We start from the raw sequence: 20,057 nt of genomic DNA, 5'->3' as shown, positions 1-20,057 counted from the left end.
CCCCCCCCCCCCCCCCCCCCCCCCCCCCCCCCCCCCCCCCCCCCCCCCCCCCCCCCCCCCCCCCCCCCCCCCCCCCCCCCCCCCCCCCCCCCCCGCGTCCTGTGGGCCTCCGCACACTGTCCCGCCGCAGGTCAAGGGTGAGTTGACGGGCCTTCGCGGGCCGTGGTGGACTGCCCAGGCCATCTACGGCGGCAGGAGAGGAAGCCGGTGCGAATCCGGCGCGGTCCCGCCACTGTGAGTCCGGCCCTGGGGGCCCGGATGAGTCAGGAACTCTCGCCGCCGGTCACGTCGAGCCAGGGCGCGGACCCTGAGTGAGGACATCGCCATGCCCGGCTGCGTACCAGCTGCGTACAGACCCGTGACCCCGCGTTCCCGAGGCCGGCGAGACGTATCGGCCTGCTGACCCGATGCGCAGCAACCACAGCACAGACATCGCGCGCGGCCGTGTCCTCACGGGCCGCGCCCCCGGTGCCCGCACCGCGGCGGACCGTACCCCGGGCCACCGTGTCTTCGCGTACGGCGCCGCCGCCGGCCTCGCCGTCGATCTGCTCCTCGCCGACCCCCGCCGCGGGCATCCCGTCGCCGCCTTCGGGCGCGCGGCGGCGCGCGTGGAGGGCGCCCTGTGGCGCGACCACCGCGGGTGGGGCCTGCTGCACGCCGTCGTGTGCGCCGGGGGCGCGGCCGGTGCGGCGGCGCTCGCGGACCGGGCGGTACGCGGGCGGCGCGCCGCCGCTGTCGCCCTGACCGCCGCCTCCGTGTGGGCCGTCGTCGGCGGGACGACGCTGGGCCGTGAGGCCCGTGCCATCGGCGGCGCCCTGGCGGCCGGGGACCTGGAGGTGGCCCGGGAACGGCTGCCGCACCTCTGCGGGCGCGATCCGCAGGCCCTGGACGGCCCGGGCATGGCCCGCGCGGTCGTGGAGTCGGTGGCCGAGAACACCTCCGACGCCGTGGTCGGCGCCCTCGTGTGGGGCGCGCTCGGCGGCGTGCCGGGGCTCGTCGCCTTCCGCGCCGTGAACACGCTGGACGCGATGGTCGGCCACAAGTCGCCCCGCTACCGCCGCTTCGGCTGGGCCTCGGCCCGCCTGGACGACGTGGCCGGCTGGCCCGGTGCCCGGCTGACCGCCGCACTCGCGGCGGCCGCGGGCGGTGACCCCCGGGGCGCGGTACGGTCCTGGCGCGCCGACGCGGCGAAGCACCCGAGCCCCAACGCGGGCCCGGTGGAGGCGTCCTTCGCGGGCGCGCTGGGGGTACGCCTCGGCGGGACGCTCTCGTACGGCGGACGGGTCGAGCACCGGCCCGTCCTCAACGAGGGCGGCCGGGAGGTCGAGGTGGCGGACATCGAACGGGCGGTGCGGCTGTCGCGCCGGGTGAGTGTCCTCGCGCTGGCGGTGTGCGCGGGCGCACGACTGGCGTACGGGGCGATCGAGCGGAGGCGTACATGAGGGGTGGGGGGCTGCTCGTCGCGGGCACCACGTCCGACGCGGGCAAGAGCGTCGTCACGGCCGGCATCTGCCGCTGGCTGGTCCGGCAGGGCGTGCGGGTCGCGCCGTTCAAGGGCCAGAACATGTCGCTCAACTCGTTCGTGACGCGCGAGGGCGCGGAGATCGGACGGGCGCAGGCCATGCAGGCGCAGGCCGCGCGGGTCGAGCCGACCGCGCTGATGAACCCGGTGCTGCTCAAGCCGGGCAGCGACCGCTCCAGCCAGGTCGTGCTCATGGGCAGGCCGGTCGGCGAGCTGAGCGCCCGGGGCTACCACGGCGGCAAGCAGCGCGAGCTGCTGGAGCCGGTGCTGGACTGCCTGCAGCGGCTGAGGGACTCGTACGACGCCGTGATCTGCGAGGGCGCGGGCAGCCCGGCCGAGATCAACCTGCGCCGTACCGACATCGTCAACATGGGCATCGCGCGCGCGGCGCGGTTCCCCGTCCTCGTGGTCGGCGACATCGACCGGGGCGGGGTCTTCGCGCAGTTCTTCGGGACCACGGCGCTGCTCGCGCCGGAGGACCAGGAGCTGGTCGCGGGGTACCTGGTGAACAAGTTCCGGGGCGATGTGACGCTCCTGGAGCCGGGGCTCGACATGCTGCTGGGCCTGACCGGCCGGCGCACCTTCGGTGTCCTGCCGTACGCGCACGGGCTCGGCATCGACGAGGAGGACGGGCTGCGGGTGTCCCTGCGGGGCACCGTCCGGGAGTCGGTCGTCGCGCCGCCGGTGGGCGAGGACGTGCTGCGGGTCGCCGTCTGCGCCGTACCGCTCATGTCGAACTTCACCGACGTCGACGCGCTGGCGGCCGAGCCGGGCGTCGTGGTGCGGTTCGTGGACCGCCCGGAGGAGCTCGTCGACGCGGACCTGGTCGTCGTGCCGGGCACGCGCGGCACGGTCAGGGCGCTGGCCTGGCTGCGGGAGCGCGGCCTCGCGGACGCGATCGCGCGGCGCGCCGCCGAGGGCCGGCCGGTCCTCGGCATCTGCGGCGGCTTCCAGGCGCTCGGCGAGCGCATCGAGGACGACGTCGAGTCCCGGGCCGGCGAGGTCGCGGGACTGGGCCTGCTGCCGGTAAGCGTGCGGTTCGCGCCGGAGAAGACCCTGGCGCGGCCGGCCGGCGAGGCCCTCGGCGAGCACGTCGAGGGGTACGAGATCCACCACGGCGTCGCCGACGTGCGCGGTGGCGAGCCGTTCCTGGACGGTTGCCGGGTGGGCGCCGTATGGGGCACGCACTGGCACGGATCCCTGGAGAGCGACGGCTTCCGCCGGGCGTTCCTGCGGGACGTCGCGGCCGCGGCCGGGCGGCGCTTCGTGCCCGCGCCCGACACGTCGTTCGGCGCGCTGCGCGAGGAGCAGCTGGACCGGCTCGGCGACCTGATCGAGGAGCACGCGGACACGGACGCGCTCTGGAAGCTGATCGAGGCGGGGCCCCCGGCCGGGCTGCCGTTCCTGCCCCCGGGGGCGCCGTGAACACCGGCGGACCCCGCAGACGCGACCTCTCCTCCGAAGCCGGATGGAAGCCACTCGAAGGAGTGATCACAGCATGAGCACCCGGTATCCGTTCACGGCCGTCGTCGGCATGGACGATCTGCGGCTGGCGCTGCTGCTCAACGCCGTCAGCCCGGCGGTGGGCGGCGTCCTCGTCCGGGGTGAGAAGGGCACGGCCAAGAGCACCGCGGTACGCGCCCTGGCGGACCTGCTGCCCGAGGTGACGGTCGTACCGGGGTGCCGCTTCAGCTGCGACCCGGTCGCGCCGGACCCCGGGTGCCCGGACGGGCCGCACGGCACCGGCGCGGCCTCGTCGCGCCCCGCGCGCATGGTCGAGCTCCCGGTGGGGGCGTCCGAGGACCGGCTCGTGGGCGCGCTGGACATCGAGCGGGCCCTGGCGGAGGGCGTGAAGGCGTTCGAGCCGGGGCTGCTGGCGCAGGCGCACCGCGGGATCCTGTACGTGGACGAGGTCAACCTGCTGAGCGACCATCTGATCGACCACCTCCTGGACGCCGCCGCCATGGGCGCCTCGTACGTCGAGCGCGAGGGCGTCTCGGTGCGGCACGCCGCCCGCTTCCTGCTGGTGGGGACGATGAACCCGGAGGAGGGCGAGCTGCGGCCGCAGCTCCTGGACCGGTTCGGCCTCACGGTCGAGGTGGCCGCCTCCCGCGACCCGGACCAGCGGGTGGAGGTCGTCCGGCGGCGGCTGGCGTTCGACGACGACCCGGCCGGTTTCGCGGCGCGGTGGGCCGGCGAGGAGAGCGCCCTGCGGGAGCGCATCGCGGCCGCGCGGGCGCTGCTGCCGGGTGTGCGGCTGGGTGACGACGCGCTGCGCCGGATCGCGGCGACGTGCGCCGCCTTCGAGGTGGACGGCATGCGCGCGGACATCGTGATGGCCCGTACGGCGACGGCGCTGGCCGCGTGGGCGGGCCGCAGCGACGTCACCGTGGAGGACGTGCGGCAGGCGGCGCTGCTGGCGCTGCCGCACCGGCGGCGGCGCAACCCCTTCGACGCGCCGGGGCTCGACGAGTCCAAGCTGGACGAGACGCTGGAGGAGTGCGGGGGCGACGACCCGGACCCCGACGGTGGCGGCCCCGACGGCGGGGGCGGCGGCGGGGGCGGCGGCGGGGGCGGTGGTCCGCAGGACGGTGTGCCCCCGCAGGGCGGGGCGCCCTCCGACGAGCGCCCGCAGGCGGAGGAGCCGGCCGCGCCCGGCGCCCAGGGCGGTCCGGGGGGCCGTGAACAGGCCCCGGCCAAGGCGGCCGAGCCGTTCCGCACCAAGGTGCTGAGCGTGCCGGGCCTCGGTGAGGGGGCGGCGGGGCGGCGCTCCCGCGCGCGTACCGAGCACGGCCGGACCACCGGGGCGACGCGGCCGCGCGGCGCGCTGACCAAGCTGCACCTGGCGGCGACCGTCCGGGCGGCGGCGCCGCACCAGCGGGCGCGCGGCCGGTCGGGGCCGGGTCTCGTCGTACGGCGGGACGACCTGCGCCAGGCGACGCGTGAGGGGCGCGAGGGGAACCTGGTGCTGTTCGCGGTGGACGCCTCCGGGTCGATGGCGGCGCGGCAGCGGATGGGCGCGGTCAAGGGCGCGGTGCTGTCGCTGCTGCTGGACGCCTACCAGCGGCGCGACAAGGTCGGCCTGGTCACCTTCCGCGGCGCGGCCGCCGATGTCGCCCTGCCGCCGACGTCGTCGGTGGACGCGGCGGCGGCGCGCCTGGAGCAGCTGCCGACGGGCGGGCGCACCCCGCTCGCGGCCGGGCTGCTGAAGGCCCATGACGTGCTGCGGGTGGAGCGGCTGCGCGATCCGTCGCGCCGCCCGCTGCTGGTCGTCGTGACGGACGGCCGGGCGACCGGCGGCCCGGAGCCGCTGGCGCTGGCCGCCCGGGCGGCCGGGCTGCACGCCGCCGAGGGGACCGCGTCCGTGGTCGTGGACTGCGAGTCCGGGCACGTACGGCTCGGGCTGGCCGCGGAGCTGGCCCGTCACCTCGGGGGCACCGCCGTCACGCTCGACGAACTGCGCGCGGACTCGATCGCGGGTCTGGTCAGGGACGTAACTGCAACGAGAAGGGCCGCTTGATGCCGCAGGGACAGCCGACCGTCGTACCGGACGACGGACTCACCACCCGCCAGCGCCGCAACCGGGCGCTGGTGATGGTGCACACCGGAATCGGCAAGGGGAAGTCGACCGCCGCCTTCGGCATGGCGCTGCGCGCCTGGAACCAGGGCTGGCCGATCGGGGTCTTCCAGTTCGTCAAGTCCGCCAAGTGGAAGGTCGGCGAGGAGAACGCCCTCAAGGCGCTCGGCGAGACCGGCAAGGGCGGGACCGTCACCTGGAACAAGATGGGCGAGGGCTGGTCCTGGATCCAGCGCGAGGTCGCCGAGGGCGAGCAGTCGCACGAGGACAAGGCGCGCGAAGGCTGGGAGCAGGTCAAGCGGGACCTCGCCGAGGAGAGGTACAAGTTCTACGTCCTCGACGAGTTCGCCTACCTGCTGCACTGGGGCTGGATCGACACGGCCGAGGTCGTCGAGGTGCTGCGCGACCGGCCCGGTCAGCAGCACGTGGTGATCACCGGCCGCAACGCGCCGCAGGAGCTGCTGGACTTCGCCGATCTGGTCACCGACATGTCGAAGGTCAAGCACCCGATGGACGCGGGTCAGAAGGGCCAGCGGGGCATCGAGTGGTGACGTCTCCCCCGCGCCTCGTCATCGCCGCGCCCTCGTCGGGCGCGGGCAAGACCACGGTGGCGACCGGCCTGATGGCCGCGTTCGCCGGCCGTGGTCTGGCGGTGTCGCCGCACAAGGTCGGCCCCGACTACATCGACCCCGGCTACCACGCGCTCGCGACCGGCCGTCCGGGCCGCAACCTCGACGCGTACATGTGCGGTACGGGGCTGATCGCACCGCTCTTCGCGCACGGCTCGCGCGGCTGCGACCTGGCCGTGGTCGAGGGGGTGATGGGCCTGTACGACGGCGCCGCCGACCAGGGCGAGCTGGCGTCCACGGCCCAGGTGGCGAAGCTGCTGAAGGCGCCGGTGGTGCTGGTGGTGGACGCGTCGTCGCAGTCGCGGTCGGTGGCGGCGCTGGTGCACGGCTTCGCGTCGTGGGACCCCGGGGTGCGGATCGGCGGGGTGATCCTCAACAAGGTGGCGACCGACCGGCACGAGCACCTGCTGCGCGAGGCGCTCGGGGAGTCGGGCGTGCCCGTGCTGGGTGTGCTGCGGCGCGCCCCGGCGGTCGCGACGCCGTCGCGGCACCTGGGGCTGGTGCCGGTGGCCGAGCGGCAGGCGCAGGCGGTCGAGGCGGTGGCCGCGCAGGCGGAACAGGTGCGGGCGGGCTGCGACATGGACGCGCTGCTGGCGCTGGCGCGGTCGGCGCCGCCGCTCCCGGCGCAGCCCTGGTCACCGGAGCTCGAACCGGTCGCGGGGCGCCCGGTGGTGGCCGTCGCGGGCGGCGCGGCGTTCACGTTCTCGTACGCCGAGCACGCCGAGCTGCTGACCGCCGCGGGGGCGCAGGTCGTGCCGTTCGACCCGCTGCGCGACGAGGAACTGCCCGACGGGACGCGCGGCTTGGTGATCGGGGGCGGGTTCCCCGAGATGTACGGTTCCGAGCTGTCGGCCAACGCGCGGCTGCGCAAGGCGGTCGCTGAACTCGCCGCGTCCGGGGCGCCGGTCGCGGCGGAGTGCGCGGGGCTGCTGTACCTGGCGCGTTCGCTGGACGGGCAGCCGATGTGCGGGGTGCTGGACGCCGACGCGCGCATGTCGCAGCGGCTGACGCTGGGCTACCGGGACGCGGTCGCGGTGAGCGACAGCCCGCTGGCCGCGGCGGGGACGCGCATGCGGGGGCATGAGTTCCACCGCACGGTCCTGGAGCCGGGTGCCGGACCGTCCCCCGCGTGGGGACTGCGGCAGCCGGGGACGCGGGTGGAGGGCTTCGTCCAGGGAGGGGTGCACGCGAGTTACGTGCACACGCACTGGGCGGCGGTGCCCCAAGCGGCGCGGCGGTTCACGGAGTTCTGCGCGCGGTGAGGTCCCTGGTGGTCGGGGTGGGCGCCGGGCGCGGGGTGTCCGCCGATGCGGTGCTCGGCCTGGTCGAGGAGGCGCTGCGGGACGCCGGGTTGCCGGCGGACGACGTGGTGGAACTGGCGACGGTCGCCGCGAAGGCGGACGAACCGGGCCTCGTACTGGCCGCGGCACGGCTCGGTGTGCCGCTGCGGTCCTACCCCGCACCGGAGTTGGCGCGGGTCGCGGTGCCCAGCCCGTCGGCGGCCGTGGCCGCCCGTGTGGGGACGCCGTCGGTGGCGGAGGCGGCGGCGCTGGCGGGCGGCGGCGAACTGCTCGTCCCGAAGCGGAAGGCGGCGGGGCCGGGCGCACGGGTGACGTGTGCGGTGGCGCGCAGGCGATTGTTGAATGTGGGACCCGGGTACACCGGTGGGGAAACGGCGTTGACAGCACGGCCGGCGCCGGAGTCTTTAGACAGGGAACGCCCGTAGGGCGTCCGCCCACCGTCGGTTCCCCCTGCCCCTTCACCCCTGCTCCTTCACCCCCCACCACCCCCCACCCCCCAATGGCGGCCATGCATACCCACACTGACACCCACGATCTGCGGCACCACGGTGACGCGGAGGTCCGGGACGAGAAGCTGACCGATCTCGCGGTCAACGTCCGTGCGCACACTCCTCCCGACTGGCTGCGGGAGCGCATCGCCCGGTCGCTGACCGGTCTCGCCGCCTATCCGGACGGGCGGGCGGCACGGGCCGCGGTCGCCGCCCGGCACGACGTGCCCGGTGAGCGGGTGCTGCTGACGGCCGGGGCCGCGGAGGCGTTCGTGCTGCTGGCGCGGGCGCTGCCGGTGCGAAGACCGGTGGTGGTGCACCCCCAGTTCACCGAGCCCGAGGCGGCGCTGCGGGACGCGGGGCACGAGGTGCGCCGGGTGCTGCTGCGCGCGGAGGACGGCTTCCGGCTGGACCCCGCGGCGGTCCCGGAGGACGCGGACCTGGTGGTGGTCGGCAACCCGACGAACCCGACGTCCGTGCTGCACCCCGCTGCCGTCCTGGCCCGGCTGGCGCGGCCGGGGCGGACCCTGGTGGTGGACGAGGCGTTCATGGACGCGGTCCCGGGTGAGCGGGAGGCGCTCGCCGGGCGCACCGACGTGCCCGGCCTGGTGGTGCTGCGCAGCCTCACCAAGACGTGGGGGCTGGCGGGCCTGCGGATCGGCTATGTACTGGCCGAACCGGCAACGATCGCGGCGCTGGAGCGGGCGCAGCCCCTGTGGCCGGTGTCCACGCCCGCCCTGGCGGCGGCCGAGGCGTGCATGTCGCCGGCGGCGCTGGCGGAGGCCGCGGAGGCGGCCCACCGGATAGCGGCGGACCGTGCCCATCTGCTGGCGGGGCTGGCCGAGTTCGAGGAGGTGCGGGCGGTGACGGCGGCGGAGGGCCCGTTCGTCCTGGTGCGCATCGACGGCGCCCACGCGGTCCGCGACCGGCTGCGCTCGCTGGGCTTCGCGGCCCGCCGCGGGGACACCTTCCCGGGGCTGGACGGCGACTGGCTGCGTCTGGCGGTGCGCGACCGCGTCACGACCAACCGCTTCCTCCAGGCGCTGGACCAGGCGCTGGTGATGGCGGGGTGCGCGAAGGGGCGGTGACGCCGCTCAGGCGCCGTCGCGCGGACCCGTCCCCGGGGGCGGGTCCGCGGGCCCGGCGAGCAGCCGCCGGATCCGCTCCCGCACGTGCGGCGGCAGGCCGTCCAGGCCGCGCCGCACCCGGGCGTGCAGCGCGTCCCGTTCGCCGGGCGGCAGGTCCGCCCCGCCGAGCAGCAGCTCCAGCACGTCGTGCGCGACCGAGGCGGCGGGCCCGCCCGGTGACGTGACGAACGTGGTGACGGCGGGGCCCAGCCACGCGAAGACCGGGTCCATGGCGTGCCGTACGACGGCGTCGTTCGTGCCGCCGGACACGTCCAGCTTGTGCCACAGCTCGTCCCAGTAGGTACGGGACCAGCCGGGGCCGTCGTTGCCCCGGGGGTAGCGGTACAGCCAGTTCATGTCCAGGGCGGGCGGCGGCGATGTCACCCCCGTCCGCAGGGTGATCTCCAGTTCCTTGCCGTCGTCGGTCCAGAGGCGCCGGGTCTCCACGGACAGGGCGAAGTCGGTCCACTGTTCCTCGTCGAACGACGAGCGCCACAGCAGCGCGTGGCGGTGCCAGGCGCTCGCGTGGTTTGCCGAGGAGGGGAACAGCTCGGCCGCGGTGACGCGGCCCTTCAGCAGCAGGATCACCAGGACCAGGTTGGCGCCGTACACACCGTGCCGGGAGGAGGTGCGCAACCGGCCCGGGCGGTAGGCGCGGTGGGGCTCCTCCGTGCGCGTGCCGTGCTGCTCCAGGACGCGGACGAGGAGGCGGGCGAGCCGGTCGCGCTCGTCGCCGGGGATGCGCCGCACCATCGATCCGGCGAACCGCAGCATCTGCCGGGAGGACAGCGGGGCGTACGACAGCAGGGTGTACGCCAGGTCGTCGTCGAGGCGGCTCTCGGCGAGGGAGAGCGCCGGCGGACGATGCGTGAGCAGTCCGGTGAGGACGTGCAGGGCGAGGCGGACGACCAGGTACTCGCCGAAGGTGGCGTGCAGGAACTCGTAGGTGGCGAGGGTGTGCCCGTCGCGCACCGACTGGGCGCGCTGGACGAAGAAGAAGCGGCCGAGCGCCACGTCGGCGGCGCCGAGCGGGGTGCGGAACCCCGCGTCCCCGGCGGAGGCACGGCCGAGGAGGGCCGCGAGGTCCTCGTCCAGCTCGGCGGCCGACACCCACTGGCGGCGGCGGTTGTGCAGGGCGAAGGCGACCAGGGCGAGCCGCTGCAGCTCCCGCTCGGCGCGGGCCCGCGCCTCCTGGTCCGGTACGGCGGCGGGGCCGGGGCCGGCCTTGTCGATCTCGCGGAGGGCGAAGGAGGTGAGGAGTTCCTCGTACAGCTCCGCCTCGTCGAGGGAGTCGTCGGCGGGCGGCGTACCGGCGCCGGGGGTTTCGGCCGGGAGTGCGTCGTCGTGGCGCTGGAGGGCGTTGGCGGCCGCGTCGTACAGCGCCAGCATGGTGAGCAGCAGCGGCTGCGCGGCGAGGGCCCGGTGGCGGGCGACGGCCTGCCACGTCAGCGGCCGCAGCCCGCGGGCGGCGAGGCCGTCGGCGTTGGCGTCGTTCCACAGGGCGAGCCAGCGGCGGATCTGCTCGGGGCGGAAGGGCTCCAGGCGCAGGGCGACGAGGCCCTCGGGGTAGCGGGCCCGGTCGGCGACGGCGATGCGGCTGGTGACGACGGCCCGCAGGGGGCGGCCCTGTTCCGCCTCGCGCTGCTGGAAGCGGGCGACCCGGGTGAGGAAGTCGCTGTGGTGGACCCCGGTGGTCTGGAGCAGTTCGTCGAACCCGTCGAGCAGCAGCACGGGCACGGCGCCCCCGGCCGCGCGCACCAGTTCCGGCCAGGACGCCCGCTCCCCGGTAGCGGCGCGCACCGCCTGCTCGATCTGCTCCTGGAGGTCGTCCTCGGCGCGTACGTCGCGCAGCGGTACGCGGACGGGCAGGAAGCCGGCGGAGGGCAGCCGGGCGGCGAGGACCCGCGTCAGGACGGACTTGCCGGCGCCGGGCTGCCCGAGCACGAGCAGCGGGGCCTCGGCCGGGCCGGCGGAGGTCAGCGCCCCGGCGAGGTAGCCGGTCAGGTCCCGGCGCACCGGGGCCTCGTCCCACCAGGCCTCGGTGGCCGGGCCGCTGGAGCCGGCCACCTCCCGCACCCGGAAGTCGGGGTCGAGGTACATCTCGCGCAGCGTCGGCACGCGGATGCCCTCCGGGCCGGCCGAGGCGTCGAGGACGGGCCGGGCGAGGACGGCCTCGGAGGAGCGGGCCAGGGCCGCGGCGACGTCCGTGGGGGGCCGGGCCGTCCGGGTCAGGCCGGCGAGCAGGTCGGCGACGCCCGCGAGGGAGCGGCGCACCTCGGCCCGGGTCGCGCGGTGCTCGACCTGGGTGGTCCAGAACCCGAACTCCGGTGCCTCCTGGGCGAGCCGGGCGTACAGGGACTCGTACTGCCGGACCGCCCCGCGGGGCAGTTCCCCGCCGAGCGCCCGCCGGGCCTCGTCCCGGGCGGCCTGCGGCAGGCCGCTCCAGACGCGCAGCCCCTCGGCGAAGTCGAGGAACCGCGCCGACAGGCCCCCGTACCAGCGCTCCAGCTCGTGCGTGACGGCCTCGTAGGGCCGGTGGGGCGCGGGGACGGGCGCGTCGGTCGCGGCGAGCGAGCGGGCGAAGGCGGCGCCGCGCCCGTCCGCCCGGGGCGCGCCCGCGAGGGCGAGCTGGTCGCCGCGGGTGAGCTCCAGGTCCTCGACGCGGACGGGCAGGTCCTGTTCCTCCAGGGCCTGGAACCAGGCGAGGACGACGATCACGGTGTGGGCGGCGTGCAGGAGTTCGGTGCGCTCGGCACGGCCGTCGGCGCGGCCGAGGCGCCGCCCGATGCCGCGTACGGCGTCGCGGCCGAGGGCCAGCACGCTGCCCCGGGCGTCGGCGATCCGCACGAGCCCGTCGCCGACCCCGCCCGTCGCCGCGTTGAGCGCCCCGCCGAGCGCCCGGTCCAGCGCGGCGACGGCGGGCGGGTCCCCGCCCAGCAGCACCAGCGCGTCCGTGAACGACAGCTGCCTGCGCACCCCCACCACGCCCCCAGGGTCCATGCGTCGGTCGCGACGGTCTCCCGTCGCACTCTGGCACAGGGGCTCCGGCGCGGGGGCGTGGTTCGGGAAACGCGGGGCGGGCGGCCCGGCGGGGGCCGCGTCAGGTGCGGCGGCGGCGCAGGGCGATCAGGGCCGCGGTACCTGCCGTGAGCACGGCGAGGGCGCCGGCCGCGAGGTAGGGCGTCGCCGGGCCGGTGCCCGTCGCGGCGAGGCCGGTGACGGCCGGCGCGGTGGCGGCCGTCTGCGGGCGTACGCCGGCGGCGGGGGCGGGGACGGGGGCGGTGCAGGCGGCCTCGGCGAGGGTGAGGGTGCCGGACACGTCGGCGACGTTGAGCTTCAGCGGGTTCACCGAGACCTCGAGCGACAGCGCACCGGCCGCGGCCGTACGGGAGGTGGTGCGGCGTGCGGACAGGTCGAGGGTGACCTCGCCGACCCCGGGGACGGCCACCTGCGTCGTACCGCCGGGCGTGAGCGTCACCTTCCTGCCGAGCACCGTGACCCGGCCGAGGACGTTCGCCTCGGCGCGGGGCCGCTTGCCCGCCTCGCACACCGCGCGGGCGGTGACCTCCTCGACCTCGACGAGCGAGAGGAGCGGCAGGCCGGGGACGTGGAGCCGGGCGCGGGCGAGCCGGGTGGCGGCCTGCGCCGTGCGGGTGTCCGCCGTGGCCTCGGCGGTGGCGGCGTCCGCCCGCAGGAGGGTGAACGGCCTGCCCCGGTCGACGCCGTCCAGGGTGGCCGTCAGCGCGGCCTTGTCGGCGTTCGCCGGGGCGTGGACCTCGTTGAGCGTGGCCGTGAGCGGCATGTGCACGCTGCTGTCGAGGAGCGAGACGTCCAGGGCGGTGCGCAGGACGGCCGCGCTCGCCCGGCCCTCGCCGGCCCCGGGCGTGGCGTGCGCCGGGGTGGCCAGGGAGGCGAGGGCCACGAGGACGGCGGCTGCGGGCAGGCGGAAGGCGGTGCTGTACGTGTTCACGGTGGTGTTCCCCACGGGAGACATGGCGTCGCCGGGCGGCCCCCGCGGGGACGCGCGGGGGCCGCGGCAGGCGACGTGGGACACCGGAATCCTGGCGTGGCGGGAGTGAAACGTCAGGCGGGTAACGGCAGTTCACACCAAAGGGTGGTCATCGCTCCTTTGTGCGGCGCCTCCCCCCGGCATCCCCGCGCACCCCGGGATTGCTTCTCGACCAGGCATGTCATAAGTTAGGGCAGCCTAACCTAAAGAGATCGGGACATGAGTTGAGCATCGAGGTCTACCGGGACACCTGGGGCATCCCGCATCTCCGCGCCGCCGACGCGCACGAACTCAGCCGCGCCCAGGGCCGTATCACCGCCCTCGACCGCGCCTGGCAGCTGGAGGTCGAGCGCCACCGCGCCCAGGGCACCACGGCCGCCTTCCTCGGCGCCGACTCCCTCGACTGGGACCTCTTCGCCCGCCGCGCCCGGCTGGCCGACACCGCACGGCGCTGCTTCGACGCGCTCGACGCACCGACGCGCGCCTGGGTCGGCGCGTACGTGGACGGCGTCAACGAGGGGCTCGCGGACGGCGCCCGCCGCGCACCGGAGTTCGCCGCCACCGGCCTCGCTCCCGGACGCTGGGAGCCGTGGACCCCGCTCGCCGTGTGGCTGTCGACGCACATCCTCTTCGCGGGCTTCCCCACCAAGCTGTGGCGCGACGTGGTCGCCCGGCGCCTCGGCGAGGAGCACGTCGAGCTGTTCGCCACCGACGGCCCCGCCACCTCCGGCAGCAACGGCTGGCTCGTCACCGGCGAGCGCACCGCCTCCGGCGCGGCGATCGTCGCCGGGGACCCGCACCGGTTCATCGAGGCACCCGGTGTGTACCAGCAGATCCGCCTCGCCTGCCCGGAGTTCGACGTGGTCGGCCTCGCCGTCCCCGGCGTCCCCGGCATGGCGCACTTCGGCCACACCGGCACAGTCGCCTGGGCCATCACCAACGCGATGGCCGACTACCAGGACCTCTACCGCGAGCAGCTCCGGCGCACCGACGGCGGCGGCGTCGAGGCCCTCGGGCCGGGCGGCTGGGCGCCCGCCCGCGTCCACACCGAGACCGTCGAGGTCAAGGACGCCGCACCGGTCGATGTCGAGGTGATCGAGACCGACCGCGGCCCCGTGGTCGTCGACGGCCCGGACGACGTGATCAGCCTGCGCTACCCGCCGCGCGTCACCGCCGAACTGGGCTTCACCGCCCTGCCCGCGCTGCTCGCGGCCCGGACCGTCGCCGACGTGGACCGGGCCTTCGACCGCTGGATCGAGCCGGTCAACGTCGTACAGGCCGCCGACACCGAGGGCGGGACCCTGCACCGCGTCGCCGGGTACGTCCCAGTGCGGCCGCGCGACAACCGGCTGCGCGTGGTGCCCGCCTGGGAGCCCGGCCACGAGTGGACCGGCCGCCACGAGCCGATGCCCCGCGAGGCGGTGGACGGCGTGGCGGTGATGGCCAACGCCCGCGGCCTGGCGTCCCCGCTCGGCGTCGAGTTCGCACCGCCGCACCGGGCGGAGCGGATCGCCCGGCTGCTGGACGCCTCCAAGAGCTGGACCGCGCCCGGCATGGCGGCGGTCCACACCGACACCCACCTCGCCTCGGCACGCCCCCTGCTCTCGCTCGTCGCCGCCCTGCCCGACCTGGGCCTGCGGGCACGCGAGCTGCGCGACCGGCTGCTGTGCTGGAACCGGCGCATGGCGGCCGACAGCACGGACGCCGCGGCGTTCGCGGCCGTGCGCGGCGCGGTCGTCCGCCGTCTCGCCCGGCACCCCGCCCTCGCCGTGCTGGCCGAGCCGCCCGCGTACCCCGCGCTCTTCCAGCCCTGGCTGGCCCTCGTCCCGCGGGTCGCCTATGCCCTGGAGACCCTGCTCACCGGAGGACCGGTACCGCCGGCCGACCGGCTGGCCGCGGTCCGCGCCGCTCTGGAGGAAGTGGCCGCGGCCCCGCCCGCCGGGCCCTGGGGCGCCACCCACCGGCTCGCGCCCTGGGCGGCGCTGCCGGAGGACCCCGACGACACCTGGCCGGGGCTCGACGGCGACCACGACTGCGTGCTGTCCACGTCGTCCGTGCCCGGCCTCACCGACCGCAGCGCCCGTGGCCCGGCCGCCCGTTACGTCTGGGACCTGGCCCGCCGCGAGGACAGCCTGTGGGTGGTGCCCTTCGGCGCCTCCGGCATCCCCGGGGACCCCCACCGGCGGGACCAGCTGCCCCTGTGGCTGCAGGGCGGCCTCGCCCCCGTCATCACCGACTGGAACCGGCTCACCGAGGAGCGGCATGACCACCACTGAGTGCGTGTACGAGCAGACCGTCGACGGCTTCGGGACGGTCCGCCTCGTCCGCGTCGACCCGGCCCGCGACGCGGAGCTGCTGCACGGCTGGGTCGGCGAGGAGCGCGCCCGGTTCTGGGGCATGCGGGAGGCGGGCGTCGAGGACGTGCGGGAGATCTACGCCCACCTGGACTCGCTGACCACGCACCACGCGTTCCTGGCGTACCGCGACGACGTGCCGGTCGCGCTCTTCCAGACGTACGAGCCGGAGGCGGACCGGGTCAGCGAGTGCTACGAGGTGCGGCCGGGCGACATCGGCGTCCACCTGCTGATCGCGCCCCCGCGGACGCCGGAACGCGGCTTCTCCAGGCACCTGCTGACCGCGCTGACGACGTTCGCGCTGTCCGGCCACGAGCGGATCGTGGCCGAGCCGGACGCGGCCAACGACAAGGCGATCGCGCTGCTGGAGCGCTACGGGTTCGAGCTCGGCCCGGAGGTGGTCCTGCCGGAGATCGTGCTCCCGGAGGTCCACCTGGCCGAGAAGCGCGCCCGATTGGCCTTCCTCAGCCGCTGACGCCGCAGCCCGCGGAGCCGGCACGCGCCCGGTCGATGGCCTTCCTCAGCCGCTGACGCCGCAGCCCGCGGAGCCGGCACGCGCCCGGCGTCAGCCGACGACCCGGCCGCGCAGGACCACGCGCCGCGGAGCCGCGAGGACGCGGACGTCCGCGCGCGGGTCCTCCTCGTAGACGACCAGGTCCGCCGGGGCGCCCTCCTCGAGGGACGGGCGCCCCAGCCATGCCCGCGCCGCCCACGCCGTGGCCGACAGGGCCTCGACGGGCGGGATGCCGGCGGCGACGAGCTCGGCGACCTCCGCGGCGACCAGGCCGTGCGCCAGGGAGCCGCCCGCGTCGGTGCCGACGAAGACCGGGACGCCCGCGTCGTACGCGGCGCGCACCGTGTCGTACCGGCGCTCGTACAGCCGCCGCATGTGGTCCGCCCAGCGCGGGAACTTGGCCTCTCCGCCCTCCGCGAGCTTCGGGAACGTGGCGATGTTGACGAGCGTCGGCACGATCGCCACACCGCGCTCCGCGAACAGCGGGATGGTCTCCTCGGTCAGGCCCGTGGCGTGCTCGATGCAGTCGATCCCGGCCTCCACCAGGTCCCGCAGCGACTCCTCGGCGAAGCAGTGGGCGGTCACGCGCGCACCGAGCCGGTGGGCCTCCGCGATGGCCGCCTCCACCTCCGCGCGCGGCCAGCAGGCGCCCAGGTCCCCCTTCTCGCGGTCGAGCCAGTCGCCGACGAGCTTGACCCAGCCGTCGCCGCGGCGGGCCTCCCGGGCGACGTACGCGACGAGGTCGGCCGGCTCGATCTCGTGGGCGTAGTTGCGGATGTAGCGGCGGGTGCGGGCGATGTGCCGGCCCGCGCGGATGATCCTCGGCAGGTCGTCGCGGTCGTCGATCCACCGGGTGTCGGCGGCCGAACCGGCGTCGCGGATCAGCAGGGTGCCCGCGTCCCGGTCGGTGAGCGCCTGCTTCTCGCTGGTGGCCGGGTCGACCGCGCCGTGGGCGTCGAGGCCGACGTGGCAGTGCGCGTCGACCAGGCCGGGCATCGCCCAGCCCGTCACCGTCCGGACGTCCGGCGCGGCGGACGACGGCCGTTGGTAGGTGACGCGCCCGTCGATCACCCACAGTTCGTCGCGGACGTCCTCCGGGCCGACGAGCACCCGCCCCTTCACATGCAGCACCAGGCTCATGCCCAGCACTCTACGAGGGCGTGGGTACGCTCGGTCGAGCCGACCGTACGACAACGCGACCGAACAGGAAGAGCACCGCCGTGACGCACCCCCTCCTCGACCTCCCCCCGCTGACCGCCGCCCGCTTCGCGGCCATCGAGCGGCGGGTGGCCGCGCTGCTCTCCACCGAGCAGGACGTGGTCATCACGCAGGGCGAGGCGCTGCTGCCGCTGGAGGGCTGCATCCGCTCGGGCGCGCGCCCCGGTTCGACCGCGCTGAACGTGATCACCGGTCCGTACGGGCAGACCTTCGGCAACTGGCTGCGGGACTGCGGCGCCCGGGTCGTGGACCTGGAGGTGCCGTTCCACACGGCGGTCTCCGCCGGGCAGGTCGCCGAGGCGCTGGAGCGGCACCCGGAGACCGACTTCGTCTCGCTCGTGCACGCCGAGGCCGCGACCGGCAACACCAACCCGGTCGCCGCGATCGGTGAGGTGGTACGGGCGCACGGCGCGCTGTTCATGCTGGACGCGGTCGCGTCGGTGGGCGCCGAGCCGCTGCTGCCGGACGCGTGGGGCGTGGACTTGTGCGTGATCGGGGCGCAGAAGGCGATGGGCGGGCCCGCGGGCGTCTCGGCGGTCTCGGTGAGCGACCGGGCGTGGGAGCGGTTCGCGGCCAACCCGGCGGCGCCGCGCCGCTCGTACCTGTCGCTGCTGGACTGGAAGGAGCGCTGGATCGACGGGGGCCGCAGGGCACTGCTGCACGCCCCGGCGCAGCTGGAGATGCTGGCGCTGGAGGCGTGCGTGGAGCGCATCGAGGCGGAGGGCCTGGAAGCGGTGATCGCCCGCCACACCTCGGCCGCGGCGGCCACGCGTGCGGGCGCGCTCGCGCTCGGCGGCGGTCTGGAGCCGTACGTCCACGAGGCGGCGGACGCCGCTCCGGTGGCGACGACGCTGCGGACCCCGGCCGGGACCGACGCGTCGGAGGTGGTGGCCGCGGTTCTGGCGGCCGAGCCGTCGCTGCCGCTGGCCGCCGGCGGGGGTGCGCTCGCGAAGGAGATGATCCGGGTGAACCACTACGGCCCGGACGCCTCGCCGGAGGTCGTCGTGTCCGCCCTGGCGGCGCTGGGCGCGGCGCTCGGCGAGCGGGGCCTCCCGGTGGACGTGGCGGCCGCACGCCGGGCGGCCGCCGGCGCGTGGGGCCGCCCGCAGGACTGAGGCCCCGCCCGCGGGGCGTTGACCCGCAGGGCGGCTGGCGGGGCGTCGGCACCCTGCCCCCGCCCCGGGGGCCGGGCCGCAACCGGCGAGCCGGGCCCTGTCGTGGGCCCGCCCTGAGCGTCACCGCACCCGCGCCCGGCCGCAGCGCCGGAGCCGGGCGCGGGCCCGTCTCACCGGGGCGTGGGCACCGCCGCGGGTCGCAGGCCGTGCGTCGTGCAGAGCGCGTCCAGGAGCGCCTGGAGCGGTGGTGAGGGCGGACCGGGGGGCGTGGCCAGGGACACGGGCACCGTGAGGTCGGGCAGCGCGCGGAAGACGACGCGCTCGACCGGGGGCAGGCCGCCCACCGGGTGGAACACCGTCCAGGACGGCTCCGGACCGGCCGCCAGGTCGGTGAGCGTGTCGTGGAGCGTGGTGAACGGCGGGCCCGGGATCCAGCCGGGGAGCGCCGACGTGACCAGGTCGTGGAACGCCGGGTTCGCCGCGCGCGGGGCGAGTCGCAGCGGCAGCCGGAGGAGGTCCTCGAGGCGGGGCGGCTCCCCGGCGGCCAGCGGGTGGGCGGCCGGCAGCGCCGCGATGAGCGGCTCGTACCACAACGGGTGCAGGTCCACGCCCTCGGCCCGCTCCACGGTCCGGACCAGAGCGGCGTCGAACGTGCCCGAGCGCACCGCCGCGAGCCGCGCCTCCTGAGGCGCCCGCTCCAGCCGTACGCGCAGTCCGGGGCGGCTCGCGGCCAGGGTGTCGAGGGCCCGGTAGACCCGGTCGGCGAAGGCGCGCGCGGTGCCGAGCCGGATCAGGCCCTCCGTGCCGGCGGCGATCCCGGCGGCGGTGCGGCGGACCCGGTCGGCCGCGGCGAGAGCCGCACGCGCCTCGGGCAGCAGCCGCTCACCGGCGGCCGTGAGGCGGACGTGCCGGGAGGAGCGGTCGAAGAGCCGCAGGCCCAGCTCCCGCTCCAGGGCGGCGATCCGGTGCTCCATTGCGGCGCGGACGATGCGCAGCCGCTCGGCCGCCCGGCCGAAGCCGAGCTCCTCGGCGACCGCGACGAAACACTCCAGCTGACGCAGCTCCATTGCTGGTTCCCCCCACCCATCAGCGCTGATGATCACTGTGCTGGTCAACCGCTTTCCGGTCGCGTCTTCTTCCCCGCCCTGGACGTATTCCCGGCACGCACGCGGTGCCGAACCGTGCGTACGGCCACACGTACGGGTGAGGGGCGGCGCATGACTCAACCGGGCCGCCAGCGGCCCGGGGGAAGAGCGCTGCGGGCAATGCGCCGAAATCGAGGAACTGCGTTATTCCACTGAACTCCGCGGTACTTTATGAGGGTCGATATACGGGTAGGTTTCCCGCGTTCTCCTGCCCCGTTCCCCGGAACCTAAACGCAAAGATTTCATTGAGGATCCGTGAGCAATCGGAGAACGCGTCAAGCCGGTCATTCGAGTGTGATCGACTCCACATGAAGTCCGCTTTGCCCGTTAATATCCGGGCATACAGGAACGTTCGCGGGGCCCGACACCTCAAGGCTCACGCCCGCGCGATAACACAGGCACACGGGTCCACCCAACCCCTCACCCCGATGCAATTTCAGAAATCGCTGGGTAAGTTCAATTCGCATGACCGCTGCACAAGCAGACCTCGCACGAGCCCGAAACGAATTCCACCGAGGCGAACCGCACACCGCGTCGCCGGCCATCGTGGTCGACACCCCCCGCGTCGAGGACGGAGCCGCGATCTGGCGCATCGCCCGCGACTCCCAGGTGCTGGACCTGAACTCCTCGTACAGCTACCTGCTGTGGTGCCGGGACTTCGCCGCCACCTCCCTCGTGGCGCGCGGCGCCGACGGCGAGCCGATCGCCTTCGTCACCGGCTACATCCGGCCGCAGCGGCCGGGAACGCTCGTCGTCTGGCAGGTCGCCGTCGACCACGGCCATCGCGGCCGGGGGCTGGCCGGGGTGCTGCTCGACGCCCTGACCGCGCGGCTGGCCGGACAGGGCGTCCGCACCCTGGAGACGACGATCACTCCGGACAACACCGCGTCGGACCGGCTCTTCACCTCGTACGCCGAGCGCCGGGGAGCGTCCGTGGAGCGCGAGGTCCTCTTCGACGGGGGGCTGTTCCCCGAGGGGACCCACGAACCGGAAGTGCTGTACCGCATCGGCCCGATCGCCGCCGTCTGAGCGCATTCGCCGGACATCCCCCACCCTCC

The 20,057-nt window shown here is 75.8% G+C and carries 14 protein-coding genes, 1 pseudogene and 1 riboswitch; of the genes and pseudogenes, 11 read left to right on the top strand and 4 right to left on the bottom strand.

The features are described 5' to 3' along the window. Window positions 1–196 precede the first annotated feature (196 nt). A riboswitch (cobalamin riboswitch) is annotated at window positions 197–273 on the top strand. A 134-nt stretch (window positions 274–407) separates the two neighbouring features. The 7 genes and pseudogenes from ACIA79_RS31730 to cobC all read left to right on the top strand — a co-directional run bounded on the left by ACIA79_RS31730 (window position 408) and on the right by cobC (window position 8,605). Further along, window positions 408–1,442, top strand: coding sequence for a cobalamin biosynthesis protein (locus ACIA79_RS31730; RefSeq protein WP_399431861.1), 1,035 nt, complete (start codon window positions 408–410; stop codon window positions 1,440–1,442). Next, entirely contained in the window at window positions 1,439–2,947 is a 1,509-nt protein-coding gene (locus ACIA79_RS31725; protein ID WP_399431860.1) for a cobyric acid synthase, read from the top strand. The genes ACIA79_RS31730 and ACIA79_RS31725 overlap by 4 nt, the downstream gene beginning before the upstream one ends. A gap of 73 nt (window positions 2,948–3,020) precedes the next feature. Then, entirely contained in the window at window positions 3,021–5,042 is a 2,022-nt protein-coding gene (locus ACIA79_RS31720; protein WP_399431858.1) for a putative cobaltochelatase, read from the top strand. Next, window positions 5,042–5,650 carry a cob(I)yrinic acid a,c-diamide adenosyltransferase gene (cobO, locus tag ACIA79_RS31715; protein WP_399431856.1) on the top strand — a complete coding sequence of 203 codons (609 nt, stop codon included), beginning with the start codon at window positions 5,042–5,044 and terminating at the stop codon, window positions 5,648–5,650. The genes ACIA79_RS31720 and cobO overlap by 1 nt, the downstream gene beginning before the upstream one ends. Beyond that, the gene (locus ACIA79_RS31710) at window positions 5,647–6,990 is read left to right on the top strand and encodes a cobyrinate a,c-diamide synthase (RefSeq protein WP_399431855.1); all 1,344 of its coding nucleotides are present in this window, start codon (window positions 5,647–5,649) and stop codon (window positions 6,988–6,990) included. The genes cobO and ACIA79_RS31710 overlap by 4 nt, the downstream gene beginning before the upstream one ends. Further along, window positions 6,936–7,430, top strand: a pseudogene (locus tag ACIA79_RS31705) (cobalamin biosynthesis protein); the annotation flags it as partial. The gene ACIA79_RS31710 and the pseudogene ACIA79_RS31705, both read left to right, overlap by 55 nt. A 107-nt stretch (window positions 7,431–7,537) precedes the next feature. Continuing rightward, the gene (cobC, locus tag ACIA79_RS31700; protein ID WP_399431854.1) at window positions 7,538–8,605 is read left to right on the top strand and encodes an Rv2231c family pyridoxal phosphate-dependent protein CobC; all 1,068 of its coding nucleotides are present in this window, start codon (window positions 7,538–7,540) and stop codon (window positions 8,603–8,605) included. Window positions 8,606–8,611: 6 nt separating this feature from the next. On the opposite strand, the gene ACIA79_RS31695 is transcribed toward cobC, so the two are convergent. Together ACIA79_RS31695 and ACIA79_RS31690 are read right to left on the bottom strand one after the other, a co-directional pair. Next, a complete protein-coding gene (locus tag ACIA79_RS31695; RefSeq protein ID WP_399431853.1) occupies window positions 8,612–11,644 on the bottom strand; it encodes an NACHT domain-containing protein in 3,033 nt (1,010 codons plus the stop codon). Between the two features lie 100 nt (window positions 11,645–11,744). Then, window positions 11,745–12,638: an SCO1860 family LAETG-anchored protein gene (locus ACIA79_RS31690; RefSeq protein WP_399431852.1), complete on the bottom strand. Its 894-nt coding sequence runs from the start codon at window positions 12,636–12,638 to the stop codon at window positions 11,745–11,747. 239 nt (window positions 12,639–12,877) lie between these two features. On the opposite strand from ACIA79_RS31690, the gene ACIA79_RS31685 reads away from it, so the two are divergent. Together ACIA79_RS31685 and ACIA79_RS31680 are read left to right on the top strand one after the other, a co-directional pair. Then, window positions 12,878–14,929: a penicillin acylase family protein gene (locus ACIA79_RS31685; RefSeq protein WP_399431851.1), complete on the top strand. Its 2,052-nt coding sequence runs from the start codon at window positions 12,878–12,880 to the stop codon at window positions 14,927–14,929. Further along, window positions 14,916–15,482, top strand: a complete 567-nt coding sequence (locus ACIA79_RS31680; protein ID WP_399431850.1) for a GNAT family N-acetyltransferase — start codon at window positions 14,916–14,918, stop codon at window positions 15,480–15,482. Before ACIA79_RS31685 ends, ACIA79_RS31680 begins: the two co-directional genes overlap by 14 nt. A 90-nt stretch (window positions 15,483–15,572) precedes the next feature. Here the strand turns inward: ACIA79_RS31680 and ACIA79_RS31675 are convergent, their stop codons facing one another. Continuing rightward, complete coding sequence (locus tag ACIA79_RS31675) at window positions 15,573–16,661, bottom strand: amidohydrolase family protein (RefSeq protein ID WP_399431849.1); 1,089 nt, start codon at window positions 16,659–16,661, stop codon at window positions 15,573–15,575. 80 nt (window positions 16,662–16,741) lie between these two features. Here ACIA79_RS31675 and ACIA79_RS31670 point away from each other — a divergent pair, with 80 nt between their 5' ends. Further along, window positions 16,742–17,854 (top strand): pyridoxal-phosphate-dependent aminotransferase family protein, encoded by a 1,113-nt coding sequence (locus ACIA79_RS31670; RefSeq protein WP_399431848.1) that lies wholly within the window; start codon window positions 16,742–16,744, stop codon window positions 17,852–17,854. Window positions 17,855–18,024: 170 nt separating this feature from the next. Here the strand turns inward: ACIA79_RS31670 and ACIA79_RS31665 are convergent, their stop codons facing one another. Further along, window positions 18,025–18,921: a LysR family transcriptional regulator gene (locus ACIA79_RS31665; protein WP_399431847.1), complete on the bottom strand. Its 897-nt coding sequence runs from the start codon at window positions 18,919–18,921 to the stop codon at window positions 18,025–18,027. A gap of 543 nt (window positions 18,922–19,464) precedes the next feature. Between ACIA79_RS31665 and ectA the strand changes: the two genes are divergently transcribed. After that, window positions 19,465–20,028 (top strand): diaminobutyrate acetyltransferase, encoded by a 564-nt coding sequence (ectA, locus tag ACIA79_RS31660; protein ID WP_399431845.1) that lies wholly within the window; start codon window positions 19,465–19,467, stop codon window positions 20,026–20,028. Window positions 20,029–20,057: the final 29 nt, after the last annotated feature.

The organism is Streptomyces sp. NPDC051310 (assembly GCF_044455245.1).
Taxonomy (GTDB): Bacteria; Actinomycetota; Actinomycetes; order Streptomycetales; family Streptomycetaceae; genus Streptomyces.
Note: the sequence above shows the minus strand (reverse complement) of the source record. Positions and strands in the feature narration are given on the sequence as shown.

Bases quoted from the DNA above. Each gene is read 5' to 3' on its own strand.
- ACIA79_RS31730 (WP_399431861.1), top strand. From the start codon at position 408: ATGCGCAGCAACCACAGCACAGACATCGCGCGCGGCCGTGTCCTCACG.
- ACIA79_RS31725 (WP_399431860.1), top strand. From the start codon at position 1,439: ATGAGGGGTGGGGGGCTGCTCGTCGCGGGCACCACGTCCGACGCGGGC.
- ACIA79_RS31720 (WP_399431858.1), top strand. From the start codon at position 3,021: ATGAGCACCCGGTATCCGTTCACGGCCGTCGTCGGCATGGACGATCTG.
- cobO (WP_399431856.1), top strand. From the start codon at position 5,042: ATGCCGCAGGGACAGCCGACCGTCGTACCGGACGACGGACTCACCACC.
- cobC (WP_399431854.1), top strand. From the start codon at position 7,538: ATGCATACCCACACTGACACCCACGATCTGCGGCACCACGGTGACGCG.
- ACIA79_RS31695 (WP_399431853.1), bottom strand. From the start codon at position 11,644: ATGGACCCTGGGGGCGTGGTGGGGGTGCGCAGGCAGCTGTCGTTCACG.
- ACIA79_RS31690 (WP_399431852.1), bottom strand. From the start codon at position 12,638: ATGTCTCCCGTGGGGAACACCACCGTGAACACGTACAGCACCGCCTTC.
- ACIA79_RS31680 (WP_399431850.1), top strand. From the start codon at position 14,916: ATGACCACCACTGAGTGCGTGTACGAGCAGACCGTCGACGGCTTCGGG.
- ACIA79_RS31675 (WP_399431849.1), bottom strand. From the start codon at position 16,661: ATGAGCCTGGTGCTGCATGTGAAGGGGCGGGTGCTCGTCGGCCCGGAG.
- ACIA79_RS31665 (WP_399431847.1), bottom strand. From the start codon at position 18,921: ATGGAGCTGCGTCAGCTGGAGTGTTTCGTCGCGGTCGCCGAGGAGCTC.
- ectA (WP_399431845.1), top strand. From the start codon at position 19,465: ATGACCGCTGCACAAGCAGACCTCGCACGAGCCCGAAACGAATTCCAC.